The sequence below is a fragment of the Plantactinospora sp. ZYX-F-223 genome, assembly GCF_039649625.1.
Taxonomy (GTDB): domain Bacteria; phylum Actinomycetota; class Actinomycetes; order Mycobacteriales; family Micromonosporaceae; genus Plantactinospora.
Genome location: NZ_JBDJAV010000004.1, coordinates 1 through 24,093, shown reverse-complemented (window position 1 = coordinate 24,093; position 24,093 = coordinate 1). Strand labels below are relative to the sequence as shown.

At 69.8% G+C, this 24,093-nt stretch carries 17 protein-coding genes; 6 read left to right on the top strand and 11 right to left on the bottom strand.

Annotated features, from left to right (window positions below; genetic code table 11):
• The first annotated feature begins 265 nt into the window (after nucleotides 1-265).
• Nucleotides 266-1,456 (top strand): MFS transporter, encoded by a 1,191-nt coding sequence (locus AAH979_RS05245; protein ID WP_346256874.1) that lies wholly within the window; start codon nucleotides 266-268, stop codon nucleotides 1,454-1,456.
• Nucleotides 1,457-1,604: 148 nt separating this feature from the next.
• Here the strand turns inward: AAH979_RS05245 and AAH979_RS05240 are convergent, their stop codons facing one another.
• The 3 genes from AAH979_RS05240 to AAH979_RS05230 all read right to left on the bottom strand — a co-directional run bounded on the left by AAH979_RS05240 (nucleotide 1,605) and on the right by AAH979_RS05230 (nucleotide 5,956).
• Nucleotides 1,605-3,227 carry an ABC-F family ATP-binding cassette domain-containing protein gene (locus AAH979_RS05240; RefSeq protein WP_346256873.1) on the bottom strand — a complete coding sequence of 541 codons (1,623 nt, stop codon included), beginning with the start codon at nucleotides 3,225-3,227 and terminating at the stop codon, nucleotides 1,605-1,607.
• Between the two features lie 139 nt (nucleotides 3,228-3,366).
• Nucleotides 3,367-5,004 carry a ribosomal protection-like ABC-F family protein gene (abc-f, locus tag AAH979_RS05235; RefSeq protein WP_346256872.1) on the bottom strand — a complete coding sequence of 546 codons (1,638 nt, stop codon included), beginning with the start codon at nucleotides 5,002-5,004 and terminating at the stop codon, nucleotides 3,367-3,369.
• Nucleotides 5,005-5,806: 802 nt separating this feature from the next.
• Entirely contained in the window at nucleotides 5,807-5,956 is a 150-nt protein-coding gene (locus AAH979_RS05230) for a hypothetical protein (protein WP_346256871.1), read from the bottom strand.
• Between the two features lie 492 nt (nucleotides 5,957-6,448).
• On the opposite strand from AAH979_RS05230, the gene AAH979_RS05225 reads away from it, so the two are divergent.
• The 3 genes from AAH979_RS05225 to AAH979_RS05215 all read left to right on the top strand — a co-directional run bounded on the left by AAH979_RS05225 (nucleotide 6,449) and on the right by AAH979_RS05215 (nucleotide 11,590).
• Nucleotides 6,449-7,885 (top strand): extracellular solute-binding protein, encoded by a 1,437-nt coding sequence (locus tag AAH979_RS05225; protein ID WP_346256870.1) that lies wholly within the window; start codon nucleotides 6,449-6,451, stop codon nucleotides 7,883-7,885.
• Nucleotides 7,882-9,927 carry an ABC transporter permease subunit gene (locus AAH979_RS05220; protein WP_346256869.1) on the top strand — a complete coding sequence of 682 codons (2,046 nt, stop codon included), beginning with the start codon at nucleotides 7,882-7,884 and terminating at the stop codon, nucleotides 9,925-9,927. Before AAH979_RS05225 ends, AAH979_RS05220 begins: the two co-directional genes overlap by 4 nt.
• Before the next feature lie 256 nt (nucleotides 9,928-10,183).
• A complete protein-coding gene (locus tag AAH979_RS05215) occupies nucleotides 10,184-11,590 on the top strand; it encodes a DM9 repeat-containing protein (RefSeq protein ID WP_346256868.1) in 1,407 nt (468 codons plus the stop codon).
• A 60-nt stretch (nucleotides 11,591-11,650) separates the two neighbouring features.
• Here AAH979_RS05215 and AAH979_RS05210 read toward each other — a convergent pair whose 3' ends face one another.
• From AAH979_RS05210 to AAH979_RS05190, 5 genes are all read right to left on the bottom strand, one after another.
• A complete protein-coding gene (locus tag AAH979_RS05210) occupies nucleotides 11,651-13,144 on the bottom strand; it encodes a WGR domain-containing protein (RefSeq protein WP_346256867.1) in 1,494 nt (497 codons plus the stop codon).
• Nucleotides 13,145-13,560: 416 nt separating this feature from the next.
• Complete coding sequence (locus AAH979_RS05205; RefSeq protein WP_346256866.1) at nucleotides 13,561-14,856, bottom strand: PHB depolymerase family esterase; 1,296 nt, start codon at nucleotides 14,854-14,856, stop codon at nucleotides 13,561-13,563.
• A gap of 10 nt (nucleotides 14,857-14,866) precedes the next feature.
• The gene (locus AAH979_RS05200) at nucleotides 14,867-15,958 is read right to left on the bottom strand and encodes a cellulose binding domain-containing protein (RefSeq protein ID WP_346256865.1); all 1,092 of its coding nucleotides are present in this window, start codon (nucleotides 15,956-15,958) and stop codon (nucleotides 14,867-14,869) included.
• A 206-nt stretch (nucleotides 15,959-16,164) separates the two neighbouring features.
• Nucleotides 16,165-17,724, bottom strand: coding sequence for a cellulose binding domain-containing protein (locus tag AAH979_RS05195; RefSeq protein WP_346256864.1), 1,560 nt, complete (start codon nucleotides 17,722-17,724; stop codon nucleotides 16,165-16,167).
• Between the two features lie 13 nt (nucleotides 17,725-17,737).
• A complete protein-coding gene (locus tag AAH979_RS05190; protein ID WP_346256863.1) occupies nucleotides 17,738-19,213 on the bottom strand; it encodes a non-reducing end alpha-L-arabinofuranosidase family hydrolase in 1,476 nt (491 codons plus the stop codon).
• A gap of 282 nt (nucleotides 19,214-19,495) precedes the next feature.
• Here AAH979_RS05190 and AAH979_RS05185 point away from each other — a divergent pair, with 282 nt between their 5' ends.
• A complete protein-coding gene (locus tag AAH979_RS05185) occupies nucleotides 19,496-20,587 on the top strand; it encodes a substrate-binding domain-containing protein (protein ID WP_346256862.1) in 1,092 nt (363 codons plus the stop codon).
• A gap of 327 nt (nucleotides 20,588-20,914) precedes the next feature.
• On the opposite strand, the gene AAH979_RS05180 is transcribed toward AAH979_RS05185, so the two are convergent.
• Entirely contained in the window at nucleotides 20,915-22,048 is a 1,134-nt protein-coding gene (locus AAH979_RS05180) for an alcohol dehydrogenase catalytic domain-containing protein (protein WP_346256861.1), read from the bottom strand.
• A gap of 77 nt (nucleotides 22,049-22,125) precedes the next feature.
• Nucleotides 22,126-22,557 (bottom strand): tautomerase family protein, encoded by a 432-nt coding sequence (locus tag AAH979_RS05175; RefSeq protein ID WP_346256860.1) that lies wholly within the window; start codon nucleotides 22,555-22,557, stop codon nucleotides 22,126-22,128.
• A gap of 106 nt (nucleotides 22,558-22,663) precedes the next feature.
• Between AAH979_RS05175 and AAH979_RS05170 the strand changes: the two genes are divergently transcribed.
• Nucleotides 22,664-23,248, top strand: a complete 585-nt coding sequence (locus AAH979_RS05170) for a TetR/AcrR family transcriptional regulator (protein WP_346256859.1) — start codon at nucleotides 22,664-22,666, stop codon at nucleotides 23,246-23,248.
• 403 nt (nucleotides 23,249-23,651) lie between these two features.
• On the opposite strand, the gene AAH979_RS05165 is transcribed toward AAH979_RS05170, so the two are convergent.
• A partial coding sequence (locus tag AAH979_RS05165) for a hypothetical protein (RefSeq protein ID WP_346256858.1) occupies nucleotides 23,652-24,093 on the bottom strand: 442 nt, incomplete at its 5' end.

Here is a 24,093-nt window from a genome sequence, read left to right as displayed (position 1 = left end):
TGCTATCTCGCAGAGTACGCAGCGCGGGGGTGCGTTGAGCCCTTTTCATCGTGATGCTGCGGGTTAAGCCGAACAGCTCATCAGGGTGGCAAACGGACGGCGGTAGAAGCAGCAGGGACCGGGGCCGGGCAGCGCCGATCGCCGGGCGGATGATGCGGCCGGTCGCCCGTGCCGACCACGTTGGGTGCGACGGAGGAGACCGGGTACTCCGCTACAGCTCTACAGCGAGTAGGGCGTCCTCTTCCAGCGCAGCCGAGGAGCCGACATGAGTATCGCCGGGCGGACGCGACTCTCACCGACCGTCTCCCTGGTGCTGCTCGCGTCGATTCTCGTGTCGTTCCTGGCCGCGTCGGCGGCCCCGACCCCGCTGTACGGGACCTACCAGGAGCGCTGGCACTTCTCGCCGATCACCACCACTGTAGTGTTCGCCGTCTACGCGGTCGCGGTACTGGCGTCGCTGCTCACGTTCGGCAGGTTGTCCGACCATGTCGGCCGGCGTCCGGTCCTGGCCGTCGCGATCGCGGTACAGATGGTCGCTCTGCTCATCTTCGTCTTCGCCAACGGCGTACCCACGCTCCTGGCCGCCCGCCTCGTGCAGGGGCTCGCGGCCGGCGCCGCCACCGGCGCCGTAGGCGCCGCCATGCTCGACATCAACCGTGCCCGCGGCACGCTCGCGAACTCCATCGCCCCCGGTATCGGAACCGGCAGCGGTGCCCTACTCTCGGCACTGCTCATCCGGTTCCTGCCCGCACCGACGCGACTGGTGTACATCGTCCTGCTCGTCATCCTGCTGGTCCAGGCCGCCGCGCTCGCCCTGATGCCGGAGACGGTCACGCCGACGGCGGGAGCGCGACGGAGCCTGCGTCCGGAGATCAAGCTGCCCCGTGCCGTGCGCGGGCCGGTACTGGTCGTCGTTCCGGTGCTCTTCGCCGTCTGGGCGCTGGCCGGCTTCTACGGGGCGCTCGGCCCGGCGCTGGTACGCGCCCTCATGGACACCTCGATCGTGGTCGCCGGCCTGGTCCTCTTCGTCTTCGCCCTCTTCGGGTCGGTCGCCGTCCTGCTGATGCGGAACACCGCCGCGCGGACCGTGATCCTCATCGGGATCGCCGCTCTCATCCTGGGCATGATCGTCACGCTGGTGTCCGTCATGGCCTCCTCCATCCCCGGCTTCTTCGCCGGCCTCGCGCTCGGGGGCATCGGCTTCGGCGGCGGTTTCCAGGGCAGTCTCAAGACCGTCACGCCGCTGGTCGAGGTGCACGAACGCGCCGGCGTGCTCTCCCTGCTGTACGTCGTCTGCTACGTCGGCTTCGGCCTACCCACCGTCATCGCCGGCTTCCTCGTGGTCTACGCCGGCGGCCTGCCCCGGACCGCCGACGAGTACTCCGTCGCGGTCATCCTCCTCGCTCTGGTTGCCCTACTCGGGGTGCGCAGGGCCACGAAGACGGCGCCCGGCTGATGCCGGGCTCGGGCCTGTACCTAGCTCCCCTGTGCGCGCATCGGGCAGGGCCTCCCACAGGACGCCCTCCTACACCGCCCAGCCACCTGCGCCAACCTGCCGTCGCGGGACACGCCGAGGGGCTTGGCGGTCACCTGTCGCCCACCGGTCAGCCGCGCTGAGGTGACAGCCGCAGCTCGCGCCCCGGCCAGCGGGAACGCAGCCAGCGGTCGTGGCTGGCGACCACTATCGCACCGGGTCCGGTGGCCAGAGCCTCCTCCAGCTCGTCGCAGAGCCGCGGCGAGAGGTGGTTGGTCGGCTCGTCGAGCAGCAGCAGCTGGGGCGGGTCGGCCACCAGCAGCGCCAGGGCGAGCCGGCGCCGCTGGCCGACCGAGAGCTGGCCGACCGGCCGGTCCAGGTCCGCGGAGCCGAGCAGCCCGAGCGAGAGCAGGGGTACGGACTCGGCGCGCTCGGCACCGAGCGCCAGCTCGTAGGTCTCCCGCGCGGTGCGGCCCGGCCGGTCGAAGACGGTGTCCTGGGCGAGCAGGCCGACCCGCGGCTCATGCCGCCGGCGTAGCTCACCGGTGGCCTCCAGCCGGCCGGCCAGCACCGCGAGCAGTGTCGACTTCCCCGCCCCGTTGGGCCCGGTGATCAGTAGCCGGTCGGTGGCCGAGACGTCCAGCCGGTCGAGCGCGAGCCGGCCGGGTACGCGAATGTCCCGCAAGGACACCAGGATCCCATCTGTGGCGGTGCTGGCCAGCGTGGTGACCCGGAACCGGAGCGGGTCCGGCGGCTGGTCGACCTGCTCACGTTTCAGCTCGTCGAGGCGGCGGGCGGCGGTGCGCACCCGCCGCGAGATCTGGTTCTGTACCCGCCCGGCCGTGTGTCCGTAGCCCATCTTCTCGTTGTCGCGCCGGGCGCGCCCCGGTGCGACCTCGTGCGCGGTGACCTCGACGGAGCGGCGCAGTTCGGCGAGTTCCGCCTGTTCCTCGGTGAAGCGGCGCTGCCAGCGCTCTCGCTCCGCCCGCTTGGCGGCCTGGTAGTCGGTGTAGTTGCCGCCGTAGCGGGTCGGGCCGTCCAGGGCCGGATCGAGGTCGATCAGATCCGTGCAGACCGCGTCGAGGAACGCCCGGTCGTGGCTCGCCACCACCACGACCCCGGGCAGGCCACGCAGTTGCTCCTCGACGAAGGCCGCGGCGTCGTCGTCGAGGTGGTTGGTGGGCTCGTCGAGCAGTAGCGCCGTGGGCCGCCGTACCAGGAGCGCGGCCAACGCGACCCGCCCGCGTTGCCCGCCGGACAGGGACGCGAGCGTCCGCTCGCGTGGCAGCGCCCCGAGGCCGAGACCGGCCAGCATCATCTCGGTGCGCCGGTCGGCGTCCCAGGCGTCGCTGGTCTGCGCGCGGTCGAGCCGATCGCCGTACGCGGCGAGCAGGTCGGCGTACTCCGGCGCGTCCTGCGGGGTGTCGGCCAGCGCGCCGCTGAGCCGGTCCAGCTCGGCGAGATCCTCACGGGCCTCGCGCAGCGCGTCGTCGAGCACGGCGGCGATCGTGGAGGCCGGGTCGAAGGGCATCTCCTGGCGCAGGAAACCCAGTTCCGGTGGGCGGACGACGGTACCGGCGTCGGGCTCGTCCGCCCCGGCGAGCAGCCGCAGCAGAGTGGACTTGCCGGTGCCGTTCTCGCCGATCAGCCCGATCCGCTGGCCGGGCGCGGCGGTGAGGGAGACGCCGTCGAGCACCCGGCGGGTACCGAGCGTGCGGACCAGATCGTGGGCGAGCAGGGCAAAGTTGGACATGCGACACACACCATCATCGGAATCGTCTTCGCCCCGCCGGCCAGTGCCGCCGTTCGGGCGTGAGGGAGGGTCAGGGGATCACCGGCGCCGGTGCGGCTGCGGGCGGGACGGTCCGCGAACCGGGGCGGCCCGGGGTGAGTCAGTCGACGTCCGGGGGGCCGGTCTCCAGCAGGCGTCCCTCGGCGAGCCGCAGCCAACGGTTGACGTTGATCTCCGCGAGGAACCGCTCGTCGTGGCTGACCACCAGCAGCGCTCCCTCGTAGGCGTCGAGCGCGCTCTCCAACTGACCGACGCTGACCAGGTCGAGGTTGTTGGTCGGCTCGTCGAGCAGAAGTAGTTGCGGCGCCGGCTCGGCGCCCAGGACGCAGGCCAGGGTGGCGCGCAGCCGTTCGCCGCCGGAGAGCACCCCGACCGGCAGGTGGGCGCGGGGGCCGCGGAACAGGAAGCGGGCGAGCAGGTTCATCCGCTGCGCCTCCGGGGTCTGCGGCGCGAACGCGGCCAGGTTCTCCGCCACCGTACGGTCCGGGTCCAACAGGTCCAGCCGCTGGGACAGGTACGCGATGCGGCCGTCGGCCCGCTTGATCTGGCCACCCTCGGGCTCCAGGTCGCCGTTGATCAGGCGCAGCAGGGTGGACTTGCCGGCGCCGTTGGGGCCGAGCAGGGCGATCCGCTCCGGCCCCCGGATCGCCAGGTCGACGCCGTCGGCGGCGAACAGGGACCGCTCGCCGTACCGGACCTGCATCCGTTCACCGGTGAGGAGTGTGCGTCCGGCCGGTACGTTGGTGCCGGGCAGCACCAGCGAAATCTTCTGCTCGTTGCGCAGCGCGCGCCCTGCCTCGTCGAGCCGGGCTTTGGCCTCGTTGACCCGCGAGGAGTGCATCTCGTTCGCCTTGCCCGCGGACTCCTGAGCGTCCCGCTTCATGGTACCGGCGAAGATCTTCGGCAGGCCGGCGTTCTTGAGGTTGCGGGAGGCGTTGCTGGCCCGGCGTGCCGCCCGCTCGCGGGCCTCCTGCAGTTCCCGCTTCTCCCGCTTGAGCTCCTGCTCGGCGTTGCGGACGTTCTTCTCCGCCACCTCCTGCGCGGCGCGCACGGCCACCTCGTACTCGGTGAAGTTCCCGCCGTAGAACCGCAGCTCGCCGCGGTCGAGTTCGGCGATGCGGTCCATCCGGTCAAGCAGTGCCCGGTCGTGGCTGACCAGTAGCAGGCAGCCGTTCCACTGCTCCAGCACGTCGTAGAGCTTGTGCCGGGCCTCGAGGTCGAGATTGTTGGTCGGCTCGTCCAGCAGTAGCACGTCAGGCCGCTTCAACAGCTGCGCCGCCAGGCCGAGGGAGACGACCTGGCCGCCGCTGAGGGTGTCCAGGCGCCGGTCGAAGGCGAGGTCGCCGAGGCCCAGCCGGTCCAACTGGGCGCGGGTCCGCTCCTCGATGTCCCAGTCGTTGCCGATCGTGGTGAAGTGCTCCTCGCTGGCGTCTCCGGACTCGATGGCATGTAGTGCCCCGAGCAGCGGAGCGATCTCCAGAACCTCGGCCACGGTCAGGTCGCCGACCAGTGGCAGGCTCTGCGGGAGGTAGCCGAGCACCCCCTGGACGGAGACGGACCCGGCGGTGGGCCGGTACTCGCCGGCGATCAGCTTGAGCAGAGTGCTCTTACCGGAACCGTTCGGCGCGACCAGCCCGGTACGGCCCCCACCGATCGTGAAGGAAAGGTTCTGGAAGACCGGGGTGTCATCCGGCCAGGAGAAGGTCAGGTTCGAGCAGACGATGAAAGAATCGGACATCGGGAAACAACCTCGGATGTGAGGGCAGGCGGACCCCAGCCGCCCGACAGGGGACATGGTCTCGAAGCAACGACGGCACGACCACGGCAACGGCGCTCATAGGCGCGGGCCGGTGGCCGATCACATGTCCGGTCTCACCCGGAGATGTCGTCGTCACCCACCATGTCTCGTCTCCCATGTTTGTCTGATCATCCAGGTTCAGATCATTCGCGATCTACCGTAGCACCGGCGGCACTCGGTCCGCCGGGCGGAAGCCAAGGTAGGGAGGTCCACCCGATTGCGGGGAGCCGGAGGGCCGGCCGGGTGGCGCTGGCGAGAGCGTGGACCAGACCACCCGATCACACCGTCCGGCACCTGGGTCAACGCCTGGACCAGGCCGGCGAATGAGCTCCGGGTCTGGTGCGGGCTACCACGCCGAGACGGGTGCCGGAGACGGCAGCTCTGGCCCAGGCCCAGCCAAGGGCTGCCGTCCTCGGTAGATGTGCCACCCGTCTGCGGAGCCGACCGGCGCGACCTGGAAATCCGGGAACCCTGGCGCAGCGAAACCCATGCCTATCCCACGGCCACGATCAAGGACGAACCCTCGCCATCCGCCCGCACTGAAACGTGACGGACCTGTCTGGGGTTAACGTGTCCGAGCCGTATCCAGATGCCGGCCTCATGATCGACTATTGCCGCTAGGCACCTCTTCGTCGGACGGAGCGTAACGGTGGTAGTAGCGGTGAGTGCGACCGCCAACGAGATCGACCACAGTGGAAGGCGGAATGGGGCGCCAGCCTAGACCGTCGGCACCCCAGTGCGCTCAGTCGTAGACCGGTTCTCCCAGCAACTGGAACGTGTCGAGTTGGCCGGGCAGGTGCGCGCCCAACTGTCCCAGCAATAGTCCGGGGCCGAACCCGAAGACGCCGATGACGGCCGACCCGCCGAGCAGCAGCGCAAACCACATCGGCACGGCCGGCCGGATCTGCGTCGCTGGCCGGCCGTCGCCGGCACGGTATGGAGCACGAGGACCACGCTGTCAGCAGGGCGACGGACGCATACATCCACCTCGGAAGACTTCGCCACCACAACGAAGAGCGCGACCGTCCTCAATGCCGCGAGCCGGAGACCGTGCTGCGACCTCGATTGCGGCCATTGATGACGACAAATGGCGCCGTTCCCCATATTTCGCTCCACCCCTAGGCGCGACTTTCCGAAATGTGTAAGGTGAGCGCACCGCCGGACAGGCCGACGTTCCGGGCCGGCGGCGCGCGTGTCTCGGGGCAAGTCGGGGGAAGGCCCGCCGCGTTCCGGGGCAACTTTCCGAAGACTGCGCGGCAGAGGCGGGCTGCGACCACCCGATCGGGCGATCGTCCTCGTGTGCGGTTCGCAGGTGTCTACAGGGGAGGCGGCAGGCCTCCCGGCCCCCTTCGGCGTGTAGCGGTGGGCGAGACGGAGGAGGCGAATGGCCATGGAGGACAACCCGTTGCGGTCCCGGCGCGGCTTTCTGGGAATGGGGGTGGGGTTGCTTGGCGCGGCCGGTCTGGCCGGGTGCGGAGGCAGTTCGCCGTCGACCCCCCGGGTGCAGGCCGAGGTCCCGAAGGAGCTGATCGACGCCGCGGCGTCGTTGAAGGGCTCGTCGATGGGGATGCTGTCGCAGAAGCTGTACTCGGAGGCGGCGAACGCAGCGCTCGACAGCTCGATCAAGAAGTTCGCCGACACCACCGGTACGAAGATCGGGAACAGTCTGGTCCAGGCCGACGCCGGTGACGTGGTGGCCAAGATCGACGCCGAGGTCAAGGGTGGCGTCGCGCGTGACCTTGCGTTCATGACCGACTCGCGGTTCGTCGCGCAGTTCCAGGCGCTCGGCGACCTGGAGGACGTGACGGACGTCGTCCAGGCGCTGACGGCGAAGTACGGCGAGCCCACGGCGGAGTCCAAGAACTTCTGCGTCTTCGACGGCAAGTGGTTCGCCATTCCCTACCACTTCATCGGGATCGGGTCGTTCCTGCGCAAGGACTGGATGCAGGACAAGGGCATCACTCCCAAGGACATCTACACCTGGGAGGAGCTGCGAGACCTGTGCCTGGCCATCTCCGATCCGTCCAAGCGCCGGTTCGGCTGGGGCATGACCGTGAACCGGTCCGGTGACGCCAACGGCATGATCGAGGCACTGATCAACTCCTACGGCGGGGCGATCGCCTCCAACGACGGCAGGAAGGTCACGTTCGACTCGCCCGAGACGGTACAGGCGGTGACCTTCCTCGGGGACATCTACACCAACTCCAAGTACAAGCCGATGCTGCCGCCGGGGGTGGCCGCCTGGACCGACTCCAGCAACAACGAGAACTGGCTCGCCGGGATCCTCGGCTACACCCGCAACCAGCTCAGCGTCTACGCGGACTCCAAGACCAAGAAGTACCCCGTCTACGACAACACCCACGTCTTCGCCGACTGCATCGGGCCGGCCACCGACAATCCCCTGCTGCTCGGCCAGTCCCAGGCCTTCGTCATCTTCAAGGGCGCCAAGAACGCCGCGCTCGCCAAGCTCCTGGCGCAGTACCTGGTCAGTGCGCCCGCGCTACTCGGGGTGGCGAAGGAGGCGCCCGGCCTGGCGCTGCCCGCCTGGCAGAAGGTCTGGGACGCCGACCCGTTCTTCACCGGCGGCGACCCGGCGTTCCCCATCATGCGCAAGATCACCGAGCTGCCGCTGCCGCTGACCACGAAGAACGGCTTGAACTTCCCGCAGAAGGCCAGCGCGGGCCAGCAGGCCGCCGTCGGGGCCTACGTCCTCACCGACATGATGCAGCAGGTTCTCCAGGGAACGACGCCCGCGCGGGCCGTGCAGGCCGCCCACGCGAAGATGGTGCAAATCTTCACCCAGCAGGGGCTGCCGCAGTGAGATCGGTCCGTCCAGCGCCGGCCCCGGCGAAGGGGGCATCCTCGCCGCCGGGGCACGGTGGCTTCACCACGACCCAGCGGCGGCTGGGTCGTGACTGGCGGCTGGCGGCACTGTTCCTGGCGCCCACCGCCGTACTGGTCGGCGGGCTCGTGCTCGTGCCGATCGCCTGGTCGGTCGTCACCAGCACGATGGAACGGCACGGGCAGCAGAGCGTCTTCGTCGGCCTGGCCAACTACATCGCCCTGGCCGGGGACGAGCAGTTCCGCACGGGCGTGGTGAACTCGTTCGTCTTCACCGCGTACGCCGAGGTGTTCAAGGTGGTGCTCGGGCTGACGGCGGCCCTGCTGCTGCACCATCTGCGCCGTGGGCGGGCCTTGTTGGCCGGGCTGCTCCTGCTGCCGTGGGTGGTGCCGACGGTGGTCACGGCGTTCAGTTGGCGCTCGCTGCTCGATCCGATCTTCGGCAGCGTCAACATGCTGCTCACCGAGTCGGGGATCGGGCCGTTGCTGGCCAAGGCGCACCTGGTCGACAGCTGGCCCGCGGGCTGGCTGTCCGAGGCGTCGCTGGCCATGCCGTCGGTGATCCTCGTCAACGTGTGGAAGGGGGTGCCGTTCTTCACCGTCGCGTTCCTCGCGGGGTTGAAGGCCATCCCGGCGGACCTGTACGAGGCGGCGACCGTCGACGGTGCCTCGTCGTGGCAGCGGTTCCGCCACGTGACACTGCCCGGACTGCGCCACGTGATCACCGTGACGGTGACCCTGTCGTCGATCTGGACGTTCAACAACTTCGACCTCATCTGGTTGCTGACGCAGGGCGGCCCGGGCAACGCGACCGCGCCATATGTGCTGGTCGCCTACTCGAAGGCGATCCTGCAACTGCAGTACGGCGCGGGGGCGGCGGTCACGCTCGTGATGCTGCCGGTCATCGGCGGGCTGGTGTTCGTCCTGGTCCGGTTGCTGCGCCGGGACGCCGGCACCGAGCTTCCCCGACGTGCCCGGACGGCGCGGAAGACGCGGAATGTGGGCACGGCGGAGAAGGCGCGGAAGGCGCGGAAGGCGATGCCGTGGGTCGTCACCGCGGCGATCGTCGGTCTGCTGGCCTGGGTGTCGCTACACATCCTCTGGAAGTCGGCGGTGGTCCTCGGGGTGATCCTGCTGGTCGCGGCGGCGGTCGGTCGGGTGGTCTCGGCGTTCCAGAACTGGGGACATCGCCGGACGTCGTCCCTGGTGTCGAAGCTGGCGTCCGGAGTCGCGCTGGCCGTGTTGCTCTTCTTCGTCCTGGCCCCGCTGTACTGGATCGCCGTCACGGCCTTCAAGTCCGAGGGTCAGATCGTCATGCGCGAACACGACCTGTGGCCGACGCCGTGGACCCTGCAGCAGTTCACCGACCTCTTCGCCACCAAGCCCTTCGGCCGCTGGTACCTCAACACCCTGCTGGTCTCCGCGGCGTCCACCGCGGTCGCACTGGTCTGCGCCGCCCTCGCGGGCTACGCGCTCGCCCGGCTGCGGTTCCGCGGGGCTCAGGGTTTCACCGTCACGGTGCTGATCACCTACGTGATGCCGGGCGCGCTGCTGTTCATCCCGCTGTACCAGCTGCTCATCGGGGTGCGGCTCACCGACTCGTTGTGGTCTCTGGTGGTGACGTACCCGACCTTCACGCTTCCGTTCGCCACCTGGCTGCTGGCGGGGTACTTCTCGTCGATCCCTGTCGAGCTGGAGGAGGCCGCGCTGGTCGACGGCTGCACCCGCCTCCAGGCGTTCGGCCGGGTGGTGCTGCCCCTCGCCAAGCCGGGACTACTGGCGGTCGCGCTGTTCACCCTGACCAATGCCTGGAACGAGTTCCTCTTCGCCTTCGTGTTCATCACGAAGGACGAGTACAAGACGCTCCCCGTGGGGATGCAGTCGATGATCGCCGGGGACGTCGTGCCGCAGGGGCAGCTCGCCGCGGCGTCGCTGCTCGTCAGCATCCCCGTGGTGATCATGTACGCCTTTGGACAGCGCTTCCTTACCGAGGGGCTCACCGCGGGGGCGGTGAAGGGCTGACCTGGGACGCCAGCACGCCGTCGAGCGACATGAATCCCGGATGGACCGGGCCACGCGTGTGTTGTTTCCCTCATGGCCGGCCGCCCGGAGCCGCCGCAAAGCTCGGCAGGCGCGGCCAGGCTAGGAACCGGACCCGGCCGGCAACGACCTGGTCGAGGAGCCCGTTCTTTGGCAGGTTCAGGTGTCGCCGGCACGGCCGCTCGTTAGCGGCCGGTGGGTCCGCGAGTCCTGAACCTGTTGATCTAGCCTCCACGGAATGAATGTTTCTGCCGCTGGATATCGCTGGGAGGCCGCCTGCGGCGGTCGGATCCCACCCGGCGCGGTACCGCACGGGTACGAGGCGGACGGCGAGCCACTGTGGGTGTGCCGCGTCCGGATGTACGGCGGCGTGCACCCGGGCAAGGTCCGCCCGGCCTTCGGCGCGGCCCAGGCCACCTGGGACGGTGAAGAGGTCGGCGTCGACGAGTACGAGGTGCTGATGGATCGCGGCGTCTGGGGCATAGCGTCCGGCGGCGCGGTGCCCGCGGACGCGCTGCCGGCGGGCCGGGAGGGCGACGGCGAACCGCTCTACGTCGCCCGCGCGGCGGTCGCGCCTGGCACCCTGCACATCGGCAAGGTGCGGCCGGCCTTCGGCGCCGCCAACATCGGATACGGCAACGACGAGCACGCCGTTCTTTCGTACGAGGTACTGCTGCACCCGTCGTCGTCTCCTCCGCCGGTGGCCCCGCAGCGTGCCGGGATCCAGATCGAACCCACCTACGCCGACTTCGGCACCGAGCCGCCACGCATCGGGAACGTCACGATCACCGGCGTCGACCGGTCCTCGGCTGCGGGCGACCACTTGGCCATCGGCGCCGGCGGGTCGGTCGAGCTGGAGTTCGACGTGCCCGACCCGGCCGTCGTCCGCGAGGCCTCCGTCGCCCTCGTGGCGCTCGCGTCGATGCTCTACCAGGCGCCCGGATACGCCCCGCTCACCGTTCGCCTCAACGGCAGACCGCTGGCCGACCGGCTGCGGATCCCGAACGGCGGTGGACTCCCGCAACGGCTGGTCTTCGCGGTCCCGGCCGAGGAGTTGGTGGCCGGCCGGAACATGTTGCGGATCGAAAGCGGTGACGACGCCCGGAGCATGCTGTGGTTGTACCGGGTGACGATCGACCCGATGCACGCGCACGATCAGGCGGGGCTGGCGCTCGACCGGCAGGCGATCGCCGAGCCGGTGCTACGGTACGCGACCGACGCCGGCGAGGTCACCATCTTCATCGACCGCGGCGAGCAGGCCGTCCTCGACCAAGTGGCCTGGGCGGACGCGTCCGGCGCCGAGTATGCGATCACGTTCGAGAAGCAGCAGGCCGCCTTCTACGGCTGGAGCCGGCAGCCGGGTAAGCGGCCGAGGGAGTTCCGCGGCCGGCTGATCGAGCGCGGCTCCGTCGCCAAGGAGGCTCGGCGCTTCTCCGCCGAGGAGGGCTGGGGCGGTGGATGGCACCGCTGTGCTGACCTGCTCCTCGCGGTGGGTGTGCCCGGCCGCCCGGTCACCAGGCTGACCTGGCGCGACGGCCGCGGCAACAACGGCACAGTCGCCTTCGGCGACGGCGGGTTCCTGGGAACCTACCAGCGGGTCGGGGAGGGCCCCATCGGCTACCGCGGCCGTCCGGCCCAGGGGTGATTCTGGTGGGCCCGCGGGCTCATACCTCCGGCCCGCGGTTCTGCGTGAGCGGGAGACCCGTCAGCGTAGGCGGCGGACGTCGCCATAGGCCCGGTAGAAGCCGCCCCGGCTCGCCTCGCGCAGCTCGGTGACCAGATAGCGGGCGTGTGGCTCGCGGATGCCCTTCGGGAACTGCACCAGCCAGTCCGGCCGGTAGCCGGGCGAGGCGACCCGCACCCGCAGCCGCCCGTTCTCCTCGACGCATTCGACCACGATTCCCGAGCCAACGTCGTTGGTTACCTCCAGCGTGGCGGTGGGGGCGACCGCCGGCATCCGGGGCGGCGCCTTCACGTCCACCACCTCCGGCACGTTGCCCTGCTGGGCCGCGCGGATCGCCGCCTCGCTGGCGTCGATGCAGGCGAGTGTGCCGGCCGTGGTAACCACGTAGAGGCGCTCGTCGCGGTACTGCATCGAGTAGGCGGAGCCGCAGCCGGTACCGAGCTTCCAGAGCCGGTTGCCGGCCGCGTCGAAGCAGTAGATGGAGGAGCGGTTGTCGCCGGCGAAGACGTACTCGCCCCCCTCGGCGGTGGCGCAGGAGTAGACCGGGGCGTCGCAGCGGTAGACCTGCTCTGACTGGCCATCCTTGGCGACCCGTACCACCTGGAGGGTGGCGGTGCCCGCGTAGAGCGCGTCGGGCTCCTGCCACCCGAACAGCACCGCACCGGTGGACCGGTGCCAGAGTTCCTGTCCGGTACCCCAGTCGTAGCTGGTCACCCCGCGGGAGTGGCCGTGGTGTACGGCGTGCTGGTCGCAGCGCACCATCCAGCCGGACGAGCCCCGCCCGTGCCGGCGCCACAGGAATTCGTCCTCGTGGTCGATCGCGGCGATGCCTCCACCCGAGTCGGAAACGCCGAGCACGCCGTCATGGATGTCCAGCCAGTAGATGTCGATGTCCGGAGCGATCTGGTAGGCCACCCGGGGAACCTTGCCGGAGAGGTCGTAGACGTTGCCGTCGTCGCAGCCCGCGTAGAGCCAGTCGTCGTCCGCAACGATGCACTTCACCCCGTCCGGTAGCCGGAACTGCTGGATCACCTGGGCGTCGTGGGTGAGCGTGGTGATGACGCCGTTCTCGTTGCCCACCATGGCCCGGTCGCCGTCGACAAAGATTCCGTAGGCGGGAGAGCCGCTGTCGTAGCGCCACAGCACCGGGGCGGTCTGCGTGACCGGGGGGACGGACCGGGCCCGGGCCGCGCGGGTAGTTGAGGAGTGATGCGTCCCGGAGGCGGGGTGCGGGACGGGGGAGTAGCTGCTGATGATCCGCCGGGATACGGCGCGCTTCTGGCGTCCTCCCGGGACAGCCGGTGCGTAGCCCTTGCGTACCTTTTCGCCGATCTTCTTGGCCGCTTCCCGCCGGGCCTGCGCGTTGTCGGCGTACGACGTCATTTTGACTTGGCCGTGGTCCCCGATCCGGCCGTAGCGCATGGTCAGCTGCGGTCCGTCCACGGTCACCTCGTAGAACTTGTGCGCTCCGCCGGCCGATTCGGACAGTTCGAGGTACGTCGTCTCCTGGGACATGGCGGGCCTCCGAAGGGAATGGGGGGTTACGGCGAGCGTCGGGCAGGGTGAAGCGTCGACCGGCGGCGCACAGCCGGCGCGGCGACGAAGGAGATGCTATCCATCGGCCCCGACAACGTGGCCGTGCCCGGCCGCCGCGGCACCCCAGGGCTCGGCCGGTTCTAGGCACCAGGGTGGGGTTCCGTTGGCTGCTCCGTGCCTGCCCGGACGTCGGGGAACTGACCCGAACGCTGCGGTACACGGCCGGATTCCGGGCCTCCCACGATGCTGGCAGCCCATCGACCACTCTGGACGCAGCGCGTTTGCGGACCGCGGACCCGCGCGGACGCGGCGGGAATCGGCTGGACCAGCTTCCTCGCGGGCGAGGCCACCGCCGCCCAGGGCGCGGCGATGGCCTCACGTCTCGCGGTGGTCGGTCAGCTCGTGGTACAGGCGGATCCGTTCAAGGTGAAGGACGGTGGCCGGGCGGTGTTGCCGGTGTGTGTGGCCTGGAAGCCGATCCCGACCGACGCGTTCGGGGCGATGGTCCCGTTGTAGGAGACGTTGCGGGCGGTCACCACGCCGCTGTTCGGGGAGTAGGCGGCGTTCCAGCCGTTGGTGATGGTCTGTCCGCCGGGGAGCGTGAAGGCCAGGCTCCAGCCGTTGATAGCCGCACCGCCGGTGTTGGTGAGGGTGATGGCCGTGGTCAGGCCGGTGTTCCAGGCGTTGACGGCGTACGTCACCCGGCACCCACCGGGCGGCGCCGTGGTCGGCGGCGGCGTCGTGGTGGGTAGTGGGCTGGTCGGCGCGGTCGTGGGAGTGGTGCTGTCGAGGCCGAAGAAGCGGATCACCTGGGCGGCGTCGATCGGCAGGTTGTGCGTCACGCCCTGCATGCTGATCGCCTCCACCGGCGCCATGCCACCCGTGCCACCGTACCGGGTGCGGGTGTACCCGGACTGCGGCGTGTCCGTGAACGACGGCGTCTGGGTCAGCCCGTGCACGTTGGTCCACTGCTTGATCTGCTCGCCGAAGTTGGGGTAGCGCAGGGTGTCGTCGTTGGTGCCGTGCCAGATCTGCATCCTGGGCCTCGGCCCGGTGTAGCCGGGGTAGGCGTTGCGGACCAGGTCGCCCCACTCCTGTGGGGTCTTGACAAGCTGGCCGCTGGAGCAGGTGCTGTTCCACTCGGAGCCGTTGGTGGTGGCGAAACAGGCGAAGGGCACACCGGCGAACGAGGCGCCGGCCTTGAACACGTCCGGGTAGTCGGCCAGCAGCACGTTGGTCATCATCGCCCCGGACGAGCTGCCGGTGACGAAGATGCGGTCGGGGTCGGCGTTGTACCGCTGCTGGGTGTAGCTGACCATGGAGGCGATCCCGACCGGGTCGCTGCCGCCACCGCGGCGTAGCGCCGACGGCGACGAGACGTCCCAGCAGCCGCTGCTGCGGGTCACCGACGGGTAGATCACGATGAAGCCGTACCGGTCGGCCAGCGACGCGTACCCGGTCTGGGAGTGGAAGCCGGGCCCGGAGCCGCCGCAGTAGTGGACGGCGACCACGACGGCTGGGCGGGTCGCGACCCGGTCCGGCACGTACAGGTGCATCCGGATGTTGCTGGGGTTGGTGCCGAAGCTGGTCACCTCGGTCAGCGTCGCGGCCGAGGCCGGCGCCGCCAAGATCACCGCCGCGGTGGCGGCCAGCGCGGCCGCCGCCAATGCGCACAACAGTTTGGTCTTCACTGGTCTCCAATCAGGGGCTGGTGCAGGCGACGCCCGTGGGAGCGGTGGCGCCGTTGCCGTTGGCGACGTAGCCGAAGGTGGTCGTGCCGCTGGCGGCGAGGCTCCCGTTGTACGGCGCGTTCCGCACGCTGACCGCACCGCTCGTGCCGGTGTTGACGCCGTTCCACAAGTTGGTGATGCTCTGTCCACTCGCGAGGGTCATCCGGACGGTCCAGCCGTTGATGGCCCCGGTGCCGGCGCGCACCGTCACCTCGCCCTGGAAGCCGCCGCCCCACGAGTTGACCGTCCGGTACGTGGCGGCACAGGCACCGGTCGGCGGCGTGGTCGGTGGCGCGCTCGTGGGTGGCGCGCTCGTGGGTGGCGCGCTCGTGGGCGGTGTGGTCGGTGGCGGCGATGTGGGGGTGCCGTCGGTGATGCTGCGCGGCACCGCGCGCAGCGCGTTGAACCAGACGGTGGCCATCTTGGCGTAGCCGCCCGCGTTGGGGTGCACGCCGTCGGCCAGGTCGCCAGCGCCGAGCGCGGGGTACATGTCCACGAAGTGCACCCGCTTGCCGGCGTTGACCTTGCTCTGCACGATTCCGGGTATCGCCGCGTTGTAGGTGCGTACCTGGGAATCGGCGCCGTTCAACCGGATGATCGAGGCGACGAAGACCTCGGCCTCCGGCGCGGTGTTGGTGATCTTGTCGATCAAGGTGGAGAGTCGTTGTGGCGCGCCGGCGGACTGGCTGAACATGTCGTTGGTGCCGATGTGCAGCAGCACGGTGCGCGGGGTGGTGGCGCGTAGCCAGTTCACCACGTTGGCGTCGATCTGCGCGATGGTCCAGCCGGAGTGGCCCTGGTGGTCGTGGTCGCCGAGGCTGGGTGGTCCGTTGAACTGGGAGCCGACGAAGTCAATTCTGTATCCGCCGGCGACGAACTTCTGCCACAGTTCGATCCGGTAGCCGCCGGGCACGTTGAGGCCGTCGGTGATCGAGTCGCCAAGTGGCATGACGCGCACGCCGCCGTTCGACTCGGCGCTGGCGGGGCCGATGGCCAGCAGTGTTCCGGCGACGGCGATCGCGGCGGCCGACGCTGCGGCGAGCAGGCCGCTCATCCTTCGCATGGTGGGTCCTCCTGTGCGTCCAGTAGGGATGGGTGGTTGATCATGTGAGTGGTGGACGGCTTGTTTCGTAAGCTCGTCGTCGCTTGCCGGTGGAAGTCAGGTCCGCTTGCCGGTGGAAGTCAGGTCCGGCTGGCAGCCAGGTGACCCGGTAGCGCTCGGCCCCACCGTCAGGAATCATTACTCCTCCAGTTCCCGACCCGACTCGGTTAGGGGCTCGTGCAGGTGAGTGCGGGCGTCGCCGGGTTGCCGCTGGCGAGGAACCCGAACGTGGCGGTGGCGTTCGGGGCGAGCGAGCCGTTCCAGGACGCGTTCCGTACGCTGCTGCCGCTGAGCGTTCCGCCCCAGACCTGGGTGATCGACGGGGCGGTGGACCACCGCACGGTCCAGCCGTTGATCGCGCTGGCGCCGGCCCGTACGGTCACCTCGCCCTGGTAGCCGCCCTGCCACGAGTTCACCGTGCGGTAGCTGGCGGAGCAGGCCCCGACCGGCTGCGAGGTGGGTGGCGTGGTCGGGGGAGTTGTGGGCGGGGTTGTCGGTGGGGTCGTGGGCGGCGTGGTCGCCGGCGGAGTGGTGGGGCCGCCGCCGGTGGGGATGGTCCACGGGATGGCGGCGGTGCTCGGCGGGTACGGCACGTTGTTGAACGTCCGCGTCACGTTCAGGCCGCGCAGGTACTTGTCGGCGAAGTCCATGATCGCGTTGTAGTCGGCGATGTCGATCTGGTGGCCGCCCGGACGGTAGGCGATGCCGATCCGGTCCGGGACGCCGAGGTACTCGTACACCATCCGCGCCGCCCGGTAGCTGTAGCTGGTGCCGATCGGGTTGGTGCGGATGTCGGAGCCCTCGGTGCCGTTGGTGATCAACAATAGCCGGGGCGCGATGAGAGCGCCCAGCTCATGCTGGTCGACCGGTAGCCGGGTGGCCTGACCCCGGAAGGTGGCGAAGCGGGGGGTGAACCAGTACGCGGCGCCGAGGATGTCGTCGAGGGTCTCGTTGTTGCTGCCCGTGGAGGAGAAGAAGCGGTAGTTGCCCATCCCGGCCGTACCCGCGGAACCCGGCACGGTCAAAGCGATCCGGTCGTCGAACGCGCCCGCGACGGTGGCGGCCTTGCCGTACCGGGAGTAGCCGGAGACGCCCACCCTGCTGGCGTCGATCTGGGGTATCGCGCGCAGCGCGTCGAGCGTGCGGTGCACGCCCCACGCCCAGGCCATCAACACGCCGGCGTCGGAGTCGGGGTACAGCGTCCAGAACGCGCCAGTCTTGCTGGTGCTGTCCGCGGCGATGCTGTTCGGGTTGATGGTGACCTCGCCGTACCCGCGGCTCGTCGCGCTCGCCGCGAGCGGATTCAGCATGATGATGGCCGGATGTGGGCCGCCGCCGGCGGGCAGGCTGATACTCGCGTTGAACGACGCGGTCCGCCCGTTCGCCTGGACGGTGACGGTCAGCGTATTGCCGTTGCGGGTGCCGGTGACGCTGGTCGGCGCCGGCGGCAGGTGCCCGTACTCGTAGTACTGCAACAGCTCCCGCAACTGGTCGCGCCGACAGGCCCACTCCGACGAGCTGGTCATCCGGGTGCCGTCCCAGAACTTGAACGGGTCCGGCAGCTCGCTGACCGCCGGCAACGAGCCGGCGGCGGGCAGCGAGCCCGGTAGTGCGGAGCACGCAGCGGCACCTGCGGTGTCGGACCCGGCGGCGACGGCACCGGCCGCCACGAGTAGGCCGGCCACGCCGAGGACAAACCCCCGCCGCAGGCGAGAAATGCTGGTCACGATTGCCTCCCGGTCAGCAGGTGGAGTTGGTCTGGGTGAGCAGGCCGAGCCGCCAGGGCAGCCGGTTGTAGTCGCCGCCGGCGTTCGGGTCCAGGCCCTGGTACAGGTAGCGGATGTTGCAGGGGCTGAGCGGTTGGGTCTGGTCGTTGCCGGCGCGGATCGCTTCGCCGTGGCTGATGTCCCGGGTCCACGCCGTGCCGTCGAAGGTGACGTTGTTGGCCCGCGCGAACGGGTTCGCCTCGGTGTCGGCCAGGCCCGTCCAGGGGCCGGTGATGGCCGGCGCGGTCCAGGACCGGAACCAGCGCTTGCCGTCCGAGCCGATCGCCTCGTGGATCATCAGGTACGTGTCGGACCCGACGATCTTGTAGATGTTCGGCGCCTCGAAGAGCCGGTTCCGGGTGTCCTGCATCGCGATGACGGTGTTGGTCATGCCGTTCGGGAACTGGCCGACCGTCGTTTCGGACCGGTACAGGTGACCGTTGTCGTCGTCGGAGAACAGGTAGCACTTCGCGGTGTCGCAGATGACCCACATGTCGACCCAGTAGCCGTTGCCGATGTTGTCCCGGATGATCTGCGGCATGCCGCCCGGGTAGAAGCGCTGCGGCGCGGTCCACGACTGCGGGTTGCTGATGTCGCTGGTGGTCGAGTACGCCGCGTTGTCACCGGTCTGGAAGACCAGGTACCAGCGGTTCTGCGGGGCGAAGAAGAACACGTGCGGCGCGGCCTTGTACCCGCCGCCGACCGGGGTCTGGTCCAGGTAGTGGTGTTGCGCCGAGCCGGCCTGCGACCAGTCGGTGAAGTTCATGTACACCATGCTGTAGTTGCCGTTGCTGTTCGCGGTGCTGGCGAAGACGTGGTACCGGCCGTTGTGGTACACCACCGACGGGTCCTTCACCGCGAGGATGTTGTGGCTGGCGTCCGACTTCGGCGCGATCAGCGGACCGGTCGACCGCCACCGGAAGCTGTTCGGCAGGCTGCCCGACGGCGGCGGCGACGTGGGCGGCGCGCTGGTGGGCGGGGCGCTGGTCGGCGGGCTGCTGGTGGGCGGGCTGCTGGTCGGCGGTCCGGTGGTCGAGTTCACGCCGCCGGTGCACACGGTGCCGTTCAACGTGAAGCTGGTCGGGGCGGGGTTGCTGCCGCTCCAGGAGCCGTTGAACCCGAACGCGACGCCGGCGTTGGTGGCGATGGCCGCGTTGTAGCTCATGTTGCGGGCGACGACCTGGCCGCCGGACTGGGTCACCGTCGCGTTCCACGCCTGCGTGATCTGCTGTCCCGCCGAGTACGACCAGGTCAGCGTCCACCCGTTGATGGGGTCGCCGAGGTTGGTGATGGTGACGTTGGCGCCGAACCCGCTCTGCCACTGGGAGCTGACCGAGTAGTTGACCTGACAACCGGTGGCCGCGGAGGCCTGACCGGAGATGGCGACAGCCGTCCCGGCTACGGCCAGGCCCGCGACCGTGACGGTCGCCAGACGAGTGCGAAGTCGCATGGTATTGCGCATCTCGAACCCTTTCGGTCGGGGGATGAGGTCGAGAAAGTGAGCGTCGACATCGAGCGCCGAAGGACGCCGTTACTGGTCGATCGAGGTCGGCCCGCTGCGTGAGCATGCGGTACCGGTGCGCCGGGGCATCGCGGCGATGCCCAGCGATGCGGTCGTGGACTGCCACTCCGTCCGACCGCGTCCGGCTCGAAACAGTTAGCAGTATCAATGGAAACGGTTCGGTTGGCAACCCCGACACCCGCGAGGCATCGCGGAGCTGTCGGATGTGCCGTGATCGTCATCGATCTGATCGGGGCGGCCTCATACACTGCCGCTGTGGCGGAACGGATTGTGGAAGGCCAGCGGCGGGGCCGTCGGCGCGGAGAGTTGACCATCGCGACGATCGCGCGCCTGGCCGGCGTGTCGAAGCCGACCGTGTCCAAGGTGCTCAACGGCAGGACTGGCGTCGCGGTGGAGACCCGGCAGCGGGTCCAGGCGCTCCTGCGCGAGCACGGCTACCGGCGGCCCGATGCGGTGCCTCCCGCGGCCACCGTCGAAGTGGTGTTCCACGGGCTGGAGAGCAACCAGGCGATCAAGATCATGCGTGGCGTCGAGCGGGTGGTCCGCCAGCACGAGCTTGCCCTCGGCTTCACCGAGGTGAACGACGAAGGCGCCTCACAGGGCCGGCCCTGGACCGAATGGGTCCTGGCGCGACGTCCGATCGGGGTGATCGCCGTGTACCCGAACACCACCCCAGCGCAGCATGCGCAACTGGCCGCCAGCGCGATCCCACTGGTAACCCTTGACCCGACCGGAGAGCCGGTGCACCCGACCCCCTCGGTCGGCGCGACCAACTGGAGCGGCGCGATCGCCGCCGCCCGGCACGTGCTCGACCTCGGCCACCGCCGGGTCGCCGTGATCAGTGGACCGGCCGAATATCTCGGCGCGCGAGCCCGGCTGGAGGGCTGCCGAGCGGCGCTGGACGCCGCCGGCATCCCGCTGGATCCTCGGCTGGTGCGCACCGGATCCTTCAGCTTCGGGGCCGGCCGCGAGTTCGGCCGCGAGTTGTTGCGCCTGCCCGACCTGCCGACCGCCGTGCTGTGCGGCAACGACCTGCAGGCCCTCGGCGTGTACGCGGCCGCTGCCGAGCTCGGCATACGCATCCCACAGCAGCTGAGTGTTGTCGGCTTCGACGACATCGACACCACCAACTGGTGCTGGCCACCGATGACCACGGTGCGGCAGCCGTTCACCGAGATGGGCGTGACAGCCGCCCGGATGGTCGTCGCCCTCGCGGCCGGCGAGGCCTTGAGTCAGCCACGGACCGAGCTGGCCACCACGCTCGTCGTCCGCGACAGCACAGCGCCGCCGGCCCGATCCTGACCGCTTTGACCAAGCCGCGGGCTTGCCACCGGTATCTGCCTGGACCCGAGCCTCGGCCAGCGGGTGCCGCCGCGAAGTGCACCTGGAACCCACCCGAGCCGCCGGCTCGGACCGGCCGATCTCGGGGACGAGCACCGCATCGGTCAAGGTACGGGCCGACGTACGCCGCTGCTCCAGGTTCAGCCGCCCGGTCGGGGTCGTCACTGTGATCACAGTCATGGCGTCCCCACGTCTATGACAGGCGTTATAGGTCACCTCGCCTATAACGACTGTCATAGCGGACGGGAAGGCAGTCAACCGGGTTCTGACTAGTCAGAACCCGGCCGATCATGCCCGAGTTGGACCGACCCGGTCCGGCAGCCGCTCGCGTTGTAGGACGAGTTTCGTGGTCCGCGCCGGGTAGGCGCGAGGAGCGTCGTCCCAGTCGGCGACGATCGTGGTCACGTCCTCGGCGGGGAAGCCGGTGCGGTCGACGAACGCCAGCAGCTCGGGCAGGTCTGCGCGTGGGTGTGACACACCCAGGTGCAGGGTCACGTCGGTGGCGTACATCTGCATGAGCGGCAGCCGCGTACCTGATGCGAGGTAGTAACCCACCGCCGTACAGATGCCACCCGGAGCGAGCGCCCGCAGGGCGGCGCGAAGGCCGGCGGGACGCGAGGTCGCCTCGACGGCGACGTCGTATCCGCGCAGGCGGCCGGTCCGCGACAGCGGGCCGGTCCGCGCGCCGAACCCCTCGGCGATCCGCCGGCGTGCGGCGTCGTCGTCGAGGTAGTCGACGGCTGCGGCACCGTGGGCGATGGCCAGACCCGCCGCGTAGAGGCCGATGCTCTTGGCGCCGCCCCCGAGGATCACCACCCGGCCACCGCCGCGGTCGGTCAGCGGGGGCACCACCGCTCGCCAGCCGTCGGCGAGATTGTCGCTGGCGGCGGCCACCCGCAGCGGAGGGACACCCGCCGGCACCGGGACAAGCATGTGGTCCGCGTAGGGCACGGTCAGCGCGTCGGTGATCATGCCGCCGTAGTCACCGCTGGAGGGACCGAATCCGTACGCGGCGAGCGTCCGCCCGCGGGTCGCCGTGTCGCATTTGGAGGTGAGGCCGCGGCGGCAGGATCGGCAGGTACCGCAGGAGACCGCCCAGGGCACGATCACCGTCTGCCCGGCGCGGACGGTCTGGACGTTGGCGCCCACGGCGGTGACCTCGGCGACGCATTCATGGCCGATGCAGAACGGGCCTCGGAAGGGGACCCGGCCGCAGATCGCGGCGACGACGGGGTCGACGAGGCCGACGGCGATCCCGGCCTGCAGCGCTCGGGAGACCGGACGGTGGATCGGCAGGGTGTCGCCGTCGCAGCGTGCGGCGAGGAACGGCCGGACGATAGCGCCGTCCGGATCGACAGGTCCGGGCGGGGTCTGTGCTCGCCACGCGAGCCGGCCGCTGCGGACGAAGTGCAGTTCACGCATGGGTCACCGGTCGGACCGCACCCTCGGGTCGGGGGACGTCGCGCCATTCGACGGTGCGCCGCGCGACGGAGGTCAGCTCACGCATCGGCGCGCCGCGCCTTCGCCATGGCCATGAGGTCGGCGTAGCGGACGATCGAGCCACCGGCACCCCAGGTGCCCTCGGGCTGCTCGTGTACCAGCACCCAGACGTGAGAGGCGTCGTCAGGTGCCAGCCCGGCGGCCTTGAGTACGGTGTGCGTCACCTCCTCGACCAGACCCGCCTTGCGGCGCTCTGACAGGGCGCCCTGCGGCATGGTGACGTCCACGAGCAGGCGCGGCGCGTCGTCCTCGGCGGTGGTCTGGGCTCCCTGCGGCAGCTCGACCAGGTAGCTCCACGCCTGGGCGCGGAAGAACGCGGCGTCGGGCGCTCCCTCCCAGCGCAGCACGACCGCGGCCAGCTCGCGCTGCACACTCGCGCGGCCGTCCTCGGTCAGGCAACCGGCTGGAACCGTGAGCCGGATCATCGGCATCGCAGCTACCTCACTTTCCTGACGACGCACTATGACAGTCGTTATAGATGGCCTCACGCTAGGCTATGACGACCGTTATAGCCAGGGGTGGCAGGAGACTTCAGGCATGACCACCAGCAGCCCGCAAGCGCGCGACCGGATCGTCGCCGGTGCAGCCGACATGATCAGCCGCCGCGGCCTGAGCGCCACGAGCATCCGCGAGATGGCCAAGCACGCCCGGGCCCCGCTGGGCTCCACCTATCACTACTTTCCTGACGGCAAGCAGCAGCTGGCCACCGAAGCCGTCCGCTACACCGGCGACCTGGTCGCGCGGAGCCTGCGCAAGGAGCTGCGAGCAGGACCCGCGGCCGGACTACGCGCCTTCCTCGCCCTGTGGCGCAAGATTGTTGTCGACACCGACTTCCAGGCCGGCTGCCCCGTCCTCGCCGTCGCCATCGAGGAGCCCCCGCCCGGCGAGATTCCCCCCGCCCTGGCCGCCGCCGCCGAGGTCTTCGACGCCTGGGAGGACCTGCTGGCCGCATCTCTGCGCGAGCACGGCGCGGACCCCGAGCAGGCCGCGCAGATCGCGACGCTCATCGTCGCGGCGGTGGAGGGCACCGTGGCCATGTGCCGGGCCAAGCGCAGCACCGAGCCCTTGGACCGCATCGCCGTCCAGCTCCAGGCTCTCATCGGCGGCGCGCTCAGGTATTGACTAGAGGGGCGGTGACAGACGCGATCCATGACGTACTGGGGACGGAAGTGGCTGAGCGGACGAGAGGCCGCCCCGAGTCTCGGCGCCGTTCGGTACACCTCGTTGCCTCGGCAGGCACGAAGGATCATCTGTGTGCCGGGGTGGGTGGCGATGTCCTCGCCAGGTACGGACGCCGGCCACGACACCAGGCCGGCCTCGATGGTGAGCAGCTCGGTCGCGGCCGAAGGGGGCGTCCAACGGCGCTGCTCAACTCGCAAGGCTCGGCCAGCCAGCTGTACACGCGAATCCAGTGACAACAATCGACAACCGATGGGCGGCCCAGCTCTTTGGCCTGCATGCGTTGGTTCAGCTGACGGGGGCCCGCGGCAGGTCAACCGCCGCGGACCCCATGCTCTTCAGTTGATCAGTTTGGTGCGTGGATCGCGTCCGCCGAGTTGCTGCCGTAGTCCTTGGTGGAGCCGCGGACGTACAGTGCGGTGCTGTTGTTGCCGGAGAAGTACTGCCGGATCGAGCCGGCGAACGGCGTGCTGGAGGCGTTGCGGCCGTACACGTCGGTGTAGACCGTGGTCGGGCCGCTGTTCTGCACCGAGAAGGTGCCCGGCCGGAACTCTCGCAGCGTGCCCTTGAACGGCGAGCGCGGGTCGTCCCAGGCGACCTGCTGCCCGGTCTGCTGGGTGATCTGCTTGACCTGGTCGCAGTAGCTACCACCCCTGAGGTCCGTGTAGCACAGGTCCACTATCCGGCCGTTGTTGTTCGGCTTGCTCGGGTCGTAGTAGCGCGACGGGTTGACCACGTAGAACAGCGGCGCGATCCGGAAGTTCAGTCCGGACCCTGTCACCTGGACG

Coding starts and splice junctions, on each gene's coding strand:
- AAH979_RS05175 (WP_346256860.1), bottom strand. CDS start 22,557: ATGCCGATGATCCGGCTCACGGTTCCAGCCGGTTGCCTGACCGAGGAC.
- AAH979_RS05180 (WP_346256861.1), bottom strand. CDS start 22,048: ATGCGTGAACTGCACTTCGTCCGCAGCGGCCGGCTCGCGTGGCGAGCA.
- AAH979_RS05170 (WP_346256859.1), top strand. CDS start 22,664: ATGACCACCAGCAGCCCGCAAGCGCGCGACCGGATCGTCGCCGGTGCA.
- AAH979_RS05215 (WP_346256868.1), top strand. CDS start 10,184: ATGAATGTTTCTGCCGCTGGATATCGCTGGGAGGCCGCCTGCGGCGGT.
- AAH979_RS05245 (WP_346256874.1), top strand. CDS start 266: ATGAGTATCGCCGGGCGGACGCGACTCTCACCGACCGTCTCCCTGGTG.
- AAH979_RS05225 (WP_346256870.1), top strand. CDS start 6,449: ATGGCCATGGAGGACAACCCGTTGCGGTCCCGGCGCGGCTTTCTGGGA.
- AAH979_RS05200 (WP_346256865.1), bottom strand. CDS start 15,958: ATGCGAAGGATGAGCGGCCTGCTCGCCGCAGCGTCGGCCGCCGCGATC.
- AAH979_RS05240 (WP_346256873.1), bottom strand. CDS start 3,227: ATGTCCAACTTTGCCCTGCTCGCCCACGATCTGGTCCGCACGCTCGGT.
- AAH979_RS05190 (WP_346256863.1), bottom strand. CDS start 19,213: ATGCGACTTCGCACTCGTCTGGCGACCGTCACGGTCGCGGGCCTGGCC.
- abc-f (WP_346256872.1), bottom strand. CDS start 5,004: ATGTCCGATTCTTTCATCGTCTGCTCGAACCTGACCTTCTCCTGGCCG.
- AAH979_RS05210 (WP_346256867.1), bottom strand. CDS start 13,144: ATGTCCCAGGAGACGACGTACCTCGAACTGTCCGAATCGGCCGGCGGA.